The sequence below is a fragment of the Nocardia rhizosphaerihabitans genome (assembly GCF_014646295.1).
Taxonomy (GTDB): Bacteria; Actinomycetota; Actinomycetes; order Mycobacteriales; family Mycobacteriaceae; genus Nocardia; species Nocardia rhizosphaerihabitans.
The window spans coordinates 93,422-107,505 of the sequence record NZ_BMNE01000009.1 but is presented as its reverse complement, the minus strand read 5'-3'; the positions used below and the strand labels follow the sequence as shown (position 1 = coordinate 107,505).

12 protein-coding genes are annotated in these 14,084 nt (G+C 68.4%); 3 read left to right on the top strand and 9 right to left on the bottom strand.

Annotated elements, in window-relative coordinates; translation table 11 throughout:
• Positions 1 to 92: 92 nt before the first annotated feature.
• The 4 genes from legP to IEY60_RS29710 form a co-directional block, all read right to left on the bottom strand.
• The gene (gene legP / locus IEY60_RS29725; RefSeq protein ID WP_189033828.1) at positions 93 to 1,964 is read right to left on the bottom strand and encodes a Dot/Icm T4SS effector Zinc-dependent metalloprotease LegP; all 1,872 of its coding nucleotides are present in this window, start codon (positions 1,962 to 1,964) and stop codon (positions 93 to 95) included.
• 94 nt (positions 1,965 to 2,058) lie between these two features.
• The gene (locus IEY60_RS29720; protein WP_189033827.1) at positions 2,059 to 2,409 is read right to left on the bottom strand and encodes a hypothetical protein; all 351 of its coding nucleotides are present in this window, start codon (positions 2,407 to 2,409) and stop codon (positions 2,059 to 2,061) included.
• A gap of 21 nt (positions 2,410 to 2,430) precedes the next feature.
• Positions 2,431 to 2,877 carry a hypothetical protein gene (locus IEY60_RS29715; RefSeq protein WP_189033826.1) on the bottom strand — a complete coding sequence of 149 codons (447 nt, stop codon included), beginning with the start codon at positions 2,875 to 2,877 and terminating at the stop codon, positions 2,431 to 2,433.
• Between the two features lie 220 nt (positions 2,878 to 3,097).
• Complete coding sequence (locus tag IEY60_RS29710; protein ID WP_189033825.1) at positions 3,098 to 4,276, bottom strand: cytochrome P450; 1,179 nt, start codon at positions 4,274 to 4,276, stop codon at positions 3,098 to 3,100.
• Positions 4,277 to 4,369: 93 nt separating this feature from the next.
• On the opposite strand from IEY60_RS29710, the gene IEY60_RS29705 reads away from it, so the two are divergent.
• The gene (locus IEY60_RS29705; protein WP_229740239.1) at positions 4,370 to 5,182 is read left to right on the top strand and encodes an SAM-dependent methyltransferase; all 813 of its coding nucleotides are present in this window, start codon (positions 4,370 to 4,372) and stop codon (positions 5,180 to 5,182) included.
• On the opposite strand, the gene IEY60_RS29700 is transcribed toward IEY60_RS29705, so the two are convergent.
• Together IEY60_RS29700 and IEY60_RS29695 are read right to left on the bottom strand one after the other, a co-directional pair.
• The gene (locus IEY60_RS29700; RefSeq protein WP_189033824.1) at positions 5,179 to 6,027 is read right to left on the bottom strand and encodes an alpha/beta hydrolase; all 849 of its coding nucleotides are present in this window, start codon (positions 6,025 to 6,027) and stop codon (positions 5,179 to 5,181) included. The genes IEY60_RS29705 and IEY60_RS29700 overlap by 4 nt on opposite strands.
• A 47-nt stretch (positions 6,028 to 6,074) precedes the next feature.
• A complete protein-coding gene (locus tag IEY60_RS29695) occupies positions 6,075 to 7,544 on the bottom strand; it encodes a long-chain-fatty-acid--CoA ligase (RefSeq protein WP_189033823.1) in 1,470 nt (489 codons plus the stop codon).
• Positions 7,545 to 7,650: 106 nt separating this feature from the next.
• Here IEY60_RS29695 and IEY60_RS29690 point away from each other — a divergent pair, with 106 nt between their 5' ends.
• Positions 7,651 to 8,838, top strand: coding sequence for a PucR family transcriptional regulator (locus IEY60_RS29690; protein ID WP_189033822.1), 1,188 nt, complete (start codon positions 7,651 to 7,653; stop codon positions 8,836 to 8,838).
• A gap of 125 nt (positions 8,839 to 8,963) precedes the next feature.
• A complete protein-coding gene (locus tag IEY60_RS29685) occupies positions 8,964 to 11,870 on the top strand; it encodes a UPF0182 family protein (protein ID WP_189033821.1) in 2,907 nt (968 codons plus the stop codon).
• A gap of 12 nt (positions 11,871 to 11,882) precedes the next feature.
• Here IEY60_RS29685 and IEY60_RS29680 read toward each other — a convergent pair whose 3' ends face one another.
• The 3 genes from IEY60_RS29680 to IEY60_RS29670 all read right to left on the bottom strand — a co-directional run bounded on the left by IEY60_RS29680 (position 11,883) and on the right by IEY60_RS29670 (position 14,010).
• On the bottom strand, positions 11,883 to 12,992 hold the full coding sequence (locus tag IEY60_RS29680) for a carboxylate-amine ligase (protein WP_189033820.1): 1,110 nt from the start codon (positions 12,990 to 12,992) through the stop codon (positions 11,883 to 11,885).
• Positions 12,993 to 13,174: 182 nt separating this feature from the next.
• The gene (locus tag IEY60_RS29675; protein WP_189033819.1) at positions 13,175 to 13,552 is read right to left on the bottom strand and encodes a DUF5313 family protein; all 378 of its coding nucleotides are present in this window, start codon (positions 13,550 to 13,552) and stop codon (positions 13,175 to 13,177) included.
• Positions 13,552 to 14,010, bottom strand: a complete 459-nt coding sequence (locus tag IEY60_RS29670) for a MarR family winged helix-turn-helix transcriptional regulator (protein ID WP_189033818.1) — start codon at positions 14,008 to 14,010, stop codon at positions 13,552 to 13,554. Before IEY60_RS29670 ends, IEY60_RS29675 begins: the two co-directional genes overlap by 1 nt.
• Between the last annotated feature and the right edge of the window lie 74 nt (positions 14,011 to 14,084).

The window sequence follows — 14,084 nt, the reverse complement described above, 5'->3', positions numbered from 1 at the left end:
CAGCTGGCGTTCTCAGGGTGAGCGCGGTGCCCGGTGCCGAGCACGAGTAGTCGACCACTCGATTTTCCCGTGACCGGCACCGGAGGTGGTGGCTACTGTTCCCACCAGGAGGTGTAGACCCGGCCGTCGTTGCCGGTGGTGAACGCGTCCAGTTCGCCCGCGCTGCGGGCAACGGCCGCCACCGGCCCGCCGACGGGGAAGACCCCGCCGATATTGCGCCACCGGTTGCCGATGCCCGACCAGTCCGAGCCCGCCTGCCACCACGAGGTGTAGACGCGGCCGTCGTTGCCCGTGATGAACAGATCGAGATTGTTCGCTGTGCGCGCCACCGCGGCGACCGGCGCCCCGGGCGGGAAGACGCCACCGATATTGCGCCAGCGGTTGCCGATGCCGGACCAGTCCGACCCGGCCTGCCACCACGACGTGTAGACGCAGCCGTCGTTGCCCGTGATGAACAGATCGAGGATGGTCTCTGTCCGCGCCACCACCGTCACCGGCGCGCCGGCCGGGAAGACACCGCCGATATTGCGCCAGCGATCGCCGATGCCCGACCAGTCCGAGCCCGCCTGCCACCACGACGTGTAGACGCGGCCGTCGTTGCCGGTGATGAACAGATCGAGAATGTCCGACTTGCGCGCCACCGAGGCCACCGGCGCGTTCGGCGGGAACACTCCGCCGATATTGCGCCACCGGTCACCGATGCCCGACCAGTCGCTGCCCTGCTGCCACCACGACGTGTAGACCCGCCCGTCGTTGCCGGTGATGAACAGATCGAGATTGTTCGCTGTCCGCGCGACCGCGGAAACCTTTGCCGTACGCGGGAATACCCCGCCGATATTGCGCCAGCGATCGCCGATGCCCGACCAGTCCGAGCCCGCCTGCCACCACGAGGTGTAGACGCGGCCGTCGTTGCCGACGGTGAACACATCGAGGTTGTTCGACGTCCGCGCCACCGAAGCCACCGCGGCGCCTGCCGGGAAGATCCCGCCGATGTTGCGCCACCGGTCCCCCGCGCCCGACCACTCCGACCCCGCATGCCACCAGGAGGTGTACACGCGGCCGTCGTTGCCGGTGATGAACAGGTCGAGATGGTCGGTGCGCCGGGCGGTCGCGGAAACCCGTGCGGTGCGCGGGAATACGCCGCCGATACTGCGCCACCGATCGCCCACGCCCGACCAGTTCGGGTAGATCGTGTGCGCGGCCTGGACATCGCCCGTCGACAGCGCCGTGCGCTGTCCCATCGTCACCCCGGGTGGCAGCGTCACCCGCGGCACGATCGTGGCCTGCCCGTTGGTACTGAAAGCTGTTGCCGGGTAATGCATGATCGAGCCGAAGTCGTAGCCTCCGATATCGTCGCCGTCGGTGATGTGCTGGGCGAAGTTGTGCCGATTCGCCGCGGTCACATTGGCCAGCCGCACCTCGACGAACCGTTCCCGGTCCTCCCTGCTCTGTTCGTGCCACAGCCCGATCGCGTGTCCCATCTCGTGGATGACGGTCCCGGTCGGCGCGCCCGCGGTCAGTTCGATGGTCTGCATGCCGCCCTGCCTGCCGACCGGCGAGCGGCTCGCGGTGCTCGGCACGAACCGCACGTAGTCGGCGTGGACGCTGGTGCGCGGGACGAATCGCAGTCTGGTGCGGGCATTCCAGTGCGCGACCGCGTCGGTGATCCGCTGCTGCCCCGGCAATGCCGGATCGACCTCATAGGGGACAACGGCACTGGGCCACCGGAAGTGCGCACCCGAGATCGCTATGCCCTCCTGCCCCTGGCGGGCGGCGATCTCGGCGAGCGTGCCGAGAACGATGTCGCCTTCGAAGATCGCGAGGTCGTCGACCGCCGCATAGGGCACTTCGCGGAGGCCGTGGTTGACGCTGGGAATCAACGTCGTACCCGCTTCGGGGCCGGAATGGAATTCGCCGGTGTCGTCCATGTCGGCGGTCGTCGGGACGGTGTCTTCGATGATCATGGGCCGCACTTCCTCTGCGTCGTCGCCTGGTCAGGGAAGTGTCCGGCCGATGGCCTCCCGGACTCACGCGTAGCGCGCTACCCGATCGCGGCGCTCAGACCGGGCGCACGGGGATGATCACGCCCGACACCGACCCGTGTGGGGGCACCGGAATCGCCTGCGTGGACACCAGGTCCCCGGTTCTCAGCACGCCGTCGCCCGCTCGGTCTATCTGGCAGGCCAGGCCCAGTGCGGTACCCGCCGGACTCTCCGGTGCCGCGAGGTCGAACGGAATCCGCGCGCCGGGTTCGATCGCGACGCCGATGGTCACGGTCTCGGCGACCAGCGGCGCCGCGCCGTCGGCATAGGTCACATCACGCAGTTCGACGACGATGCGCGCCGTCGTCACCGGGGCGTCCGGCGGCAGGACGACGAAACCCCGGATCCGGCGAACGTCGGCGGCCATACCCCGAGGGTAGGCGGAGGGTCACCACTCGAGTTGGCTCACGGTGTCGCGCCACGGACCGACACCGAAGCGCTGCTCGGCGACCTCCGCGGATTCGGTGCCGATCACCTGCCCGATCGATTCCCAGGATGCCCCCGTCGACCGGACGAAACGGACGGCCTCGACGAGCCGCTGCCGGGCCGACTCGGAATCCTGGAAGGCCAGCCGTACCGGCATCAGCGCCTGCATCTCGAAGTGGTGGCACTCCCACTCCTCGAGCACCAGCCGGGTGAGAGCCGGGTCGAGGTGCCCGCCGGGGCAGTGCAGTCGCCGCTCGGCCGGGACATGGCCGTCGGGCAGCGCCGACCGCTGCCACGGCTGCCCGTACCAGCGGCCGCACGAGCACATCGCCCGCCAGCCGATCAGGTCGATGCCGTCCGCGACGATATCGACGACCCATCCGTGGTGACTCTCGAACACAGCGCTCATACCGACTCCGATGTCGATTCCACTACTGGCGGTCTCGGCCACGATCAGACCGCATGGTGTGTGGGACTGATACTCCCAGGTACCTACCTTCGACGACGGCGCGGCCGAACGCAACTCGCCCCCGTGTTTTTGGGAGCAGTCACACAACCGCGAGTCCACACCTGGCGGGAACACCGAACGGCCCGCCCACCACGGCGGACGGGCCGTTCTCGGTGCGCTCTCAGCGCAGCATCACCGTCGTCGGTAGCGAGGCGAAGCCCCGGTTGTTGGACGAGTGGATGCGCACCAGATTGTCGGTATCGATCTCGTAGTCGGCTACCGCCGCGACGATCTCCTGCAACGCCACCCGCAGCTCCAGCTGGGCCAGGTTCATCCCGAGGCAGTGGTGACGGCCCGCGCCGAAGGCCAGCGAGGCGCTGGTGTCACGGTCCAGGTCGAAGACGTCGGGGTTCTCGAAGACCGCCTCGTCGCGGTGGGCCGACCCGGTGAGCAGCAGAACGCGGGCATCGGCCGGGATCTGCACGCCGTGCAGCTCGACCGGCACCGTCGTGGTGCGCAGCTGCCCCTGGGTCGCGGGGTCGTAGCGCATCGACTCGGCGATCCAGTCGTCGATGCGGCCGTCGAAGGCCGCGCGGCGCTGATCGGGGTGCAGCGCGGCGGTGTGCCACGCGTTGCCCAGGGTCAGCATGACCGTCTCGATGCCGGCGCCGACGAGCAGGATCAGCACCCCGACGATCTCCTCCGGGGTGAGCCGGTCGTCGCCGTCGGCCGCGTCGAGCAGACCCGACAGCAGATCATCGGTCCGGTTCCGACTGCGGGCGATGGTCAACTCCGTGTAGTAGCCGACGAGCGCGCCGATCGCCTGCATCGCCTCGGGCCGCAGATCGGTCGACTCGGCGTCGGTGTACATGATCTCCATGCCGAGCTTGCGCAGCAGCTCGCGATCCTCCTCCGGCACGCCGACCAGCTCGGAGATCACGTCGGTCGGAAACGGGCCGGCGAAGTCGGCGATCAGGTCGAAGCTGCCGCGCTCGAGTAGCGGCTCCAGTGTGCGGCGGGCGATTTCGCGCAGGCGCGGCTCGAGGCTCTGTACCCGGCGCTGGGTGAACGCCCGGACAACGAGCTCGCGCATCCTGGTGTGCTTGGGCGGGTCCATCGCCACGAAGGAGAAGAACTTCTCCGCCTGCGGTCCCCAGAACGCGGGCTCCATGCGCAGGCCGTTGGCGCTGGAGAATCGGTCCGAATCGCGCAATGCCGCCCGGACGTCCGCGTGTCGCGACAATGCCCAGAAGTCGTCGGTCGTGTTGCGGTAGACGGGGGCCTCGGTACGCAACCTGGCATAGTACGGATACGGATCGGCATGGACAGCGAAGTCGTAGGGGCTGAACTGCAGGGGCATGGCCGTGCCTTTCGCGGCGACGTGACAACGCCACCACCGGTCTCGTGTCGGGCTGAATAGGGACGACCGTAGTCGAGAGAGAGGACACGCGCCGTGGACTTCGAAGCCGCCGCTGATCGGGTGGATGTCACCAAGCCACACCCGGCCCGCCGGTACGACTACTGGCTGGGCGGCAGCGCCAACTTCGAAGCCGATCGCAAGTCGGCCGACGCGGTGGCCGCGGCATTTCCCTCGATCCATTTCTCCGTGCTGGAGAACCGCAGCTTCCTCCGTCGCGCGATCCCGTATCTCGTCGACACGGCGGGCATCCGGCAATTCCTCGACATCGGCACCGGGCTGCCGACCGCGGGCAACGTCCACGAGCTGGCCCAGGCGATCGCCCCGGAGTCGCGGGTCGTCTACGTCGACAACGACCCGATCGTCCTCTATCACGCTCGCGACCTGCTCGACAGCTCCCCGAGCGGCGCGACCGCCTACATCGACGCCGACCTACGCGACCCCGCCTCGATCCTCGAACACCCCGCGCTGCGCGGCACTCTCGATCTGGACCGGCCGGTGGCCCTCATGCTCTGCGCGGTGCTGCACTTCCTGACCGACGAGATGCAGCCCTACGACGTGGTCAGGCAGCTCCGCGCGGCACTGCCTTCGGGCAGCTACCTGACCATGACCCATGCCACCGACGACCACCTGTCCGCCGAGGACCTGCAGGCGACCATCGAGGCCAACGAGCGCAGCGGCGTCCCGTTCCGGCTCCGCTCGACCGCGGAGTTCACCCGGTTCTTCGACGGCCTCGACCTGGTCTCCCCCGGCATCACCTCGGTGATCGACTGGCGTCCCACCGAGTGGCGCCCGCATCCGCGCAAGGAAGCGGTGTCGATGCTCGGCGCCATTGCCCGCATCCCCTAGCGCTGGTCCCGTGAGATCCAGGCGATGAGCTCGTTCTCCACCTCGTCGCGGTTGATCTCGTTGAGAATCTCGTGGCGGGCGTTCGGATAGACCCGATAGGTGACGTCGGTGAGACCCGCGTCGCGGTAGCGCTGCACCTGCAGATCACTCAGCCGCGCACCGGCATTGAGCGGATCGCGGTCACCGACCATCACATACAGCGGAAGATCGGTCCGGATGCCGCGGGGTTCGGCGAGCCGTTCGGTGCCAGAGCGGGCCAGCAGCGCCATATTGGTCGCATCGATCTCGAAACCACACCACGGGTGCGCCAGGTAGGCGTCGACCTGGGCCTCGTCGCGGCTGAGCCAGTCGGCGGACGTACGAGTCGGCTGGAATCCCCGGTTGAACAAACCGAGCAGATCGCCTTCGGCGGCGGCGATCTCGATGAACAACTCGTCCACCGCGGTGGTGCCGCACAGCACGGCGGCGTCGATCAGCGCGTCGTGATCGAGCAGATACTGCTGCACCGCGAACGAGCCGAGGCTGTGCCCGAACAGCACCAGCCGCTGCCCGGGATGGGTAGCGCGCAGGATCGTGGTGAGCGCTGCCATGTCCTCGACGAGCAGGTTCCAGCCGTTGGCGCCGAGATCGCCCGGCGCACCGGCCATGCTGTGGCCGTGCCCGCGGTGGTCGGCGGCGTAGACGGCGTAGCCGAGTGCGGCGAGGCGTTCGGCCAGATGGCTGTAGCGCGCGGCGTACTCGCCCATGCCGTGCGCGATCTGGACCACGCCGGTGATGTCGGTGCCTGCGGGCAGCCAGGAGCGGACGTGGATGGTCGTGCCATCGCTGCTGGTGTAGGTGAACATGGATCACTCCTGTGTGGTGTGCGGATAATGTTGTGCGACAGCATGTTTCATGGTCGGGCAATGGCGCGTTTGAGGATCTTCCCCGTCGGCCCGGTCGGCAGGGCATCGAGCAGCCAGACCTGCCGCGGGTACTTGTAGGCGGCCACCCGGTCCTTGACGAAGTCCTGGATCTGGTCGCCGCTTGTCGTCGCACCGGCGCGCAGGGCGACGGCGGCTACGATCTCCTCGCCCAGATGCGGGTCGGCGATCCCGATGACCGCGGCCTGCGTGATCTCGGGGTGTTCGTAGAGCACCTCTTCGATTTCGCGCGGATACACGTTGTAGCCACCGCGGATGATCATGTCCTTCTTGCGGTCGACGATGAAGAGATAGCCGTCCTCGTCGCGGCGGGCGAGGTCACCGGTGCGGAACCAGCCGTCGGGGATCGCCGCTGTGGTGTCGGCGGGGCGTCGCCAGTACCCGAGCATGACATTCGGTCCGCGCACCGCGATCTCACCGATGCCGTCGAAACAGTCGACGAGTTCGACCTCGACGTCGCGGATCGGGGTGCCGATCGAGCCGGGTTTGCGTGGCCGTCCCGCGTGGTTGAACGCGACCACCGGGCTCGTCTCCGACAACCCGTATCCTTCGAGAATTACACAGCCGAAACGATTTTCGAATCCGTGCAGCAGCTCCACCGGCAGCGAGGCGCCGCCGGAGACGCAGCGCCGCAAGGTCGACACGTCCGCGGCGGCGGCGCCGGGATCGTGCAGCAGTGCCGAATACATCGTCGGCACACCGGCGAACACGGTGGCGCCGTCGCGCGCGATCGCCTCGAACACGGCGGCGGGCTCGAAGCGCGACACCAGCGTCAGACAGGCGCCGCTGCGGATCGCGGTATTCATCGCGCAGGTCTGCCCGAACGTGTGAAACAGCGGCAGGCAGCCCAGGATCACGTCCTCGGGGCCGATGTCGAGCACGGTCGCCGAGTAGACCTCGGCATTGTGGACCAGCCCGGCATGCGACAGCGCCGCGCCTTTGGGTGTGCCGGTGGTGCCGGAGGTGTAGAGGATCACCGCGGGCTCGTCGGCGGTGACCGTGTGCTCGTCGCGGCGGGGGCTGTGCCCGGCGAGCAGCGCGGCCAGGACACCGGCATCGATCGTGAGCACCGCGGTCCCCGCCTCGTGCGCACCCTGGGGGCCCTCGCCTGGTCCGCCGACCCAGTCGAACAGCAGTGCCGCGTCCGAATCCCGCAGGTAATAGGCGACTTCCCGCGATTTCAGCAGCGGGTTCATCGGCACGACGACAGCGCCTGCGCGCAGGATCCCGTAGTACAGCACGACGAATTCCGGCACATTCGGCAGCATCAGCGCCACCCGATCCCCCGGCTCGACACCGCGGTCGCGCAGGAGCGCGGCGACCCTGGCCGTTCGCTCCTCGAGTTCGTCGTAGGTCAGCACGGTCGAACCCGAGCGCAGCGCGGGCCGGTGCGGGTGGCGCAGCGCGGAATGGAGCAGGTTCTCGCTCAGAGCAGGCATCGAAAAATCGTCGCACCGCTGTGACGCCGATCCCATGGATCGCCGGACAACATCGCCGCGGAAGCCTTGTCTGCGGGAACAACCACACCCCCGGTAAGCTGCGGAAATGGCTCGAAATCCGTCGCAAGGCCCGATCGTCGACGTCGCGGCGGCGCTGCTGGCCCGCATCGACGATCTCGGGTTGCAGCTGGCACAGCGCTTCGTCGCCGACCTCGACACCTACCGCAACGAGAACCAGGTGCCGTTCGACACGATCCGCACCTCCTGCACCCGCAATCTGACGCTGATGGTGCAGCACTTCACGACCGACGAGCCGGTGGATCCCGAGCCGCCGAAGGAGACCGGCAGGCTGCGCGCCAAGCAGGGCGTGCCGCTGGCGGAGACCCTGCACGCCTTCCGGATCGGGTTCGAGTTCCTGTGGTCGGAACTCGTCGCCGAGGCCAGGCGTCACCCGGCGGTCACCGACGCCGTGCTGGTCGACCTGGCCGCCGAGGTGTGGGCGCTGGCCGGCGACTACTCCGTCGCCGTGGCAGCCGCGTACCGGGAGATGAGCTCGGAGCTGATGCTGCAACGCGAGCACGAACGGTCGGTGCTGGTCGAGGCGTTGTTCACCGGTGTCATCGCCGATCCGGCCACGCTCGGTGAGGCCACCCGCATCCTCGGTCTGCCGCCGCGGGGACGGTATGTCGTGGTCGCCGCCGAGGTCACCGTCGCGGGCCGGGAGGCGCTGCCCGGCATCGAGACCGCGCTGCGCCATGCCCGGATCACCTCCGCCTGGCGGCTGCAGCCCGATCAGCAGGTGGGCGTCCTCGCGCTGCCAGGGAACCGGGAGTCCGCCGCGCTGGCGGCCCTGCGCAAGCATCGCGCGCGGATCGGGATGAGCCCACCGTACGAATCGCTCACCGATACGCCGCAGGCCTTGCATTTCGCCCGGCTGGCGCTGGTCGGCCTGGCCGGTCGCGCCGCCGGCGTCGCCCGATTCGACGACAACCCCCTGGGTATGGTGGTCGCCGCCGCGCCGCTGGAGGCCGCGCACATGGTCGACGTGCGGCTGCGCGAGGTGCTCACGCTCCCCCACGACGAACGTCTCCGGCTCCTGGAGACGCTCGAAACCTGGTTCGCCGCAGGCGGTTCGGCCGCCACCACCGGTGAACGCCTCTACCTGCACGCCAACACCGTGCGCTACCGCTTGCGCCGGATCGAGAAACTCACCGGACGTTCGCTCGGTGATCCGGCCGCGGTGCGGGATCTCGGTGCGGCACTACAGGCTTGGCAGGTCCTGCGGACCCGTTGAGGACCGGGCCGCCACCGCCCGGCGCCCCTCGGTGAACGAGCACGGTCGAGGTGGCCCCGCCGAGTAGAATCGGTGGCGGTGGCCAGCGTCGGTCGTACGGCCCGGCATGGTCACGGGAGTGGCAGATGAGCGCTCGTGACGACACTGAATCGGGACAGCTGCCCCGAGGTCTTCGCCTGCTGCTGACGTCGGTCACGGTGTTCTTCGTGATCATCCTGGTGGTGCCGCGGCTGGTCCACACCTACATCGACTGGCTGTGGTTCGGCGAGGTCGACTATCGCACTGTCTGGTCGACCGTGCTGCTCACCAAGCTCACGCTGTTCGCCGTGATCACGGTGCTCGTCAGCGGCGTCGTCTTCACCGCGATGTGGCTGGCGTACCGGTCACGTCCGGCGTTCTTGCCCGCACGCGAGGACGACCCACTGGGCGAAATCCGGCGGATGGTGGCGCGGTGGCCGCTGCGATTCGGGGTGGGGATCGCCGTCGGCTTCGGTCTGATCTGCGGTCTCATCGGCAAGTCGCGCTGGGAGACGGTGCAACTGTTCCTGCGCGGCGGGTCGTTCGGCGTGCACGATCCCCAGTTCGGCCACGACATCGGGTTCTATGTCTTCGACCTGCCGTTCTACCGGCTCGTCCTGAGCTGGTTCTTCGCCCTGGTGATCTTCGCGTTCCTGGCGAATCTGGCCACCCACTATCTGTTCGGCGGGCTGCGGCTCGGCGGCAAGTCGTTCGGTCTCACCGTGGCGGCCCGCGTCCAGCTGGCGGTGATCCTCGGACTGTTCCTGCTCATGAAGGTGGCCGCGTACTGGCTCGACCGGTACATCCTGCTGTCGAGCGAGCGCAGGGAACCGACCTTCGCCGGCGCCGGCTATACCGACATCAACGCCGTGCTCCCCGCCCGCCTCGTCCTGTTCGCGATCGCGCTGGTCTGCGCCGTCGCGGTGTTCTCCGCGGTCGTGCTGCGCGACCTGCGGATCCCGGCGATGGCGGCCGCCCTGCTGCTGCTGTCCTCGATCGTGGCCGGTGGTGTCTGGCCGCTGGTGGTCGAACAGTTCTCGGTGCGCCCCAATGCCGCCGACATGGAGAGCCCGTACATCGAACGCAATATCGCGGCGACCCGCCAGGCCTACGGGATCGGCGGCGACCGGGTCGACTATCAGCCGTATCCGGGTGTCGGCTCCACGCAGCCACCGCGCGTGGCCGCCGACGCGACCACCATCGCCGATATCCGGCTGCTCGATCCGCGCGTGCTCTCGCGGACCTTCACCCAGCAACAGCAGCTGAAGAACTTCTACAGCTTCCCCGATCACCTGGATCTGGACCGGTACCGCATCGACGGCCGCCTGCGCGACTACGTGGTCGCGGCCAGGGAACTGACGCCGGGGGCGCTCAGCGGCAACCAGTCGCACTGGGTCAACCGGCACACCGTCTACACCCACGGCGACGGGTTCGTCGCGGCGCCGGCGAACCGGGTCAACGCGGCGGTCCGGGATGCCGCCGCCGACAGCTCGGCGAGCAACAGCGGCTATCCGATCTACGCCGTCAGCGACATCGCCTCCCAGCAGGCCGGGCAGCAGATCATCCCGGTCGAACAGCCGCGGATCTACTTCGGTGAGGTGATCGCCAGGACGGACCCGGACTACGCCATCGTCGGCGGCGGCACCGAGCCGCGCGAATACGACACCGACGCCACCAAATACACCTACGCCGGCGCGGGTGGCGTGCCGATCGGCAACTGGCTCAACCGGCTCGCCTTCGCCACCAACTACACCGAGCGAAACATCCTCTTCGCCAAGGCGATCGGGCCCGAGTCGAAGATCATCTACCATCGCGACCCGCGGGAACGCGTCGAGCTGGTCGCACCGTGGCTCACCGTCGACAACAATCCGTACCCGGCGGTCGTGGACGGCCGCATCGTCTGGATCGTCGACGCGTACACCACGATCGACGGCTATCCCTACGCCGCACGCAGTTCCCTGGAGGCCCTGCACCACGAGGACGACGGACCGCCGCGCAATCCCGAAGAGATCTCCTACGTGCGGAATTCGGTGAAGGCCACCGTCGACGCCTACGACGGCACCGTGACTCTCTACCAGATCGACGCCCAGGACCCGGTGCTGGCGACGTGGATGCGGGTCTTCCCCGGCACGGTCGAGCCCGAGTCCTCGATCAGCCCCGTCCTGCGCGCGCATTTCCGGTACCCCGAGGACCTGTTCGTCATCCAGCGCGACATGCTCGCCCGCTATCACGTGGACGAACCGCGAGAGTTCTTCACCAACAACGCTTTCTGGTCGGTGCCCAGTGATCCGACGGTGGAGGCCAATCCGCAACAGCCACCGTTCTATGTCCTGCTCGGTGACCCCGAGACCGCCGAACCGTCGTTCCGGCTGGCCAGTGCGATGGTCGGGTTCCGGCGAGAGTTCCTGTCGGCCTATATCTCGGTGCGCTCCGACCCGGAGAACTACGGCAAGTTCCACATTCTGCAACTGCCCACCGACACGCTCACCCAAGGGCCGCAACAGATTCAGAACTCGATGATCTCCGATACGAGGGTGGCCTCCGAGCGCACCCTGCTCGAGCGCTCGAACCAGATCCAGTACGGCAACCTGATCACGCTGCCGATCGCCGACGGCGGAGTGCTCTATGTCGAACCGCTGTTCACCGAACGGATTTCGACGGCGCAGAACGGTTCCACCTTCCCGCAGCTGGCACGCGTGCTGGTCAGCTACCGGGAGCCCGGCACCGGCGGGGTCAGGGTCGGTTACGCCCCGACTCTCGGGGAGGCGCTCGACCAGGTCTTCGGCCCGGAGACCGGCAATATGGCGACCGCGCCCGGCGGCGGTCCCGGCGCGCCACCCCCACCCGGTCGACCGGCGGCGCCGCCACCCGGTCAGCCGCAGACCTCGCCCGTCGGGCCACAGGTGGACGAGGCGGCGATCGCCCGGCTCGAGGCCGAGCTCGAAGCGGCCCGTGCCGCGCTGGAACGGCTCGAACAGCAACTCGGCGAGATCCTGCGTCCCCCGAACAAGTGACCGAGGTGGGAGCTACGGGCAGCCTTCGAGAGTCGCCCGCGCCAGTTCCGCCACCACGTCGGTGACGTCGCGCCGTGCCCGCATGGCCACCACTTGCCGTTGGGCCCCGTTGCCGCGCTTGCCCACGGCGGCGATCGCGTCGGTGACGAAGGCGAGGTCGCCACTGTGGCGCAGTGCGGGTTCGATCCGGTCGACGAGTTCGGCGAGCAGGTCGCGATACGGGACGACACTGCCGCGGACCGGGTGCAGGCCGTTTCCGTCCAAGCCTGAGTGCGCGGCATTCCAGTAGGCGGCGTGCAGCATCTCACCCGGCACGGGTGGCGCCGGCTCGTTTTGGGCGATCGACCGGAGCCCTGTGGTGACCATGCCCCTGATCAGCGCGGCCAGCAGGGCGGACTCCTCGGCCGTGGCCGGGATATCGCTCACCCTGATCTCGACGGTCGGGAACGACTCCGACAGGCGGACGTCCCAATAGACCATCTTCTTGTCCAGAATGCTGCCGCTGGCGTGCATCATCGCCACGAGCGACTCGTACTGGGCCAGCGACGCGAAATACGGCGGCGGGCCAGCGCTGGGCCAGCGCCGCCACATAATGTTGCGCCAACTCACGTACCCCGTTTCGGTGCCGCGATAGATCGCCGAATTCGCGGTCAGCGCGAGCAGCAGCGGCAGCCAGGGCCGCACGTGATTGCTGACCTGCACGGCCGTCTCCCGATCGGGCACCGCGACGTGGACGTGACAGCCGCACAGGCCCTGCTCGTGGGCGAGCATGCCGTAGGTGTGCGCGATCCGCTGGTAGCGCGGCGTGTCGGTCACCGGGTATCCCTCCGGCACGGTTGGCGGGACCGCCACCGCCAGCAGCCGGGCATCGTGCTCGGCCGCGCAGTCGGCGACCCCGCGCCGCGAGGTGCGCAGCTCGGCCAGCAGTTCGCCGATATCGGAGTGCACCGCGGTGCGGGTCTCCACCTGACAGCGGGTCAGTTCCAGTTGCAGATCGATCCCAGCCCGCCGCGCCGTCTCGGCGACCTGGGCGTTCCTCGGTGCCGGCGCGCCGGTTCCCGGGTCGGTCAGCAGGAATTCCTCTTCGACCCCCAACGTCGGCACATCTTCGAAGTCACCCACAGCCACCCTCCTCCACTCACTGAGCTCGCCTGGTGTCACCGGACGAACCCGGTCACACAACCAGCACGAGCTCGTAGCGATGGCGCACTGCCCGAGCGAGGGTGTGGAGGTGCGTGAACGAGTCTGATCGGACGCTACCCGTGATCGCGGCGAGCCGACAGTCCCGGCACCGGATCCCCAGGTCAGGCGCGGTTGTGGCGTGTCTCGTAGGCGATGCGCTCGGCTTCGGCACGGCGAACCTCGGCGGTGTCGGCGAGTTCGGGGTCGAATCCGTGGCTGACCAGGCGGTGCCGCCGGTACACGTAGACCAGGGCGACGGTGAAGTAGATCAGCGGCAGATACAGCAGCGCCATCATCGACAGCCCCATCCACAGCGGCCCCGGCACCAGCAGGAACAGGCACAGCACCGGCAGGACGGGCAGCAGGAACCGCATCAGGTAGCGGCGGGTCGCTCCGGGACCGGTCAGGTCGTTGAGCACCCAGTCCGCCATCGACGGCGGCAGTGTGCCGCCGCCGACGTAGCGCAGTCGCTGCCAGAGGTTCGGGGTCGAGTCGGTCATCACTGCTCCCTCGCATCGGCTGCGCGCAGCGCGGCCGCGTTGACCCGGCCGAGCACGTCACGCAGTTCTTCCAGATCGGCCAGGCTGACGCCGAGCCGGGCGACGACGGCGGGCGGGATCTGCTCGGCCTGCCTGCGCAGGTCCTGTCCGGCCTCGGTGAGGTCGATGAGCAGCGTGCGTTCGTCGTGCGGATCGCGGCGGCGGGTGATGAGCCCGGCCGATTCGAGCCGCTTCAGCAGCGGCGACAGCGTCGCCGAGTCGAGCTGAATCGCCTCGGCGACGGACTTCACCGACATCGGCGCCTCGCCCCAGAGCGCGAGCATCACCAGGTACTGCGGGTGCGTCAGCCCCATCGGCTCGAGCAGCGGCCGATAGACCGCGAGCACCGAGCGATTGGCCACCGCCAGCGCGAAGCACACCTGCCGGTCAAGCCGCAGCGGATCGTCGAGCTCCAGCATCGTTCCACCTTCCTTCGTCCACACAGTATTATGCCACTAATAGTTAGTGCAATAACTATTAGTGGCGTCACTAT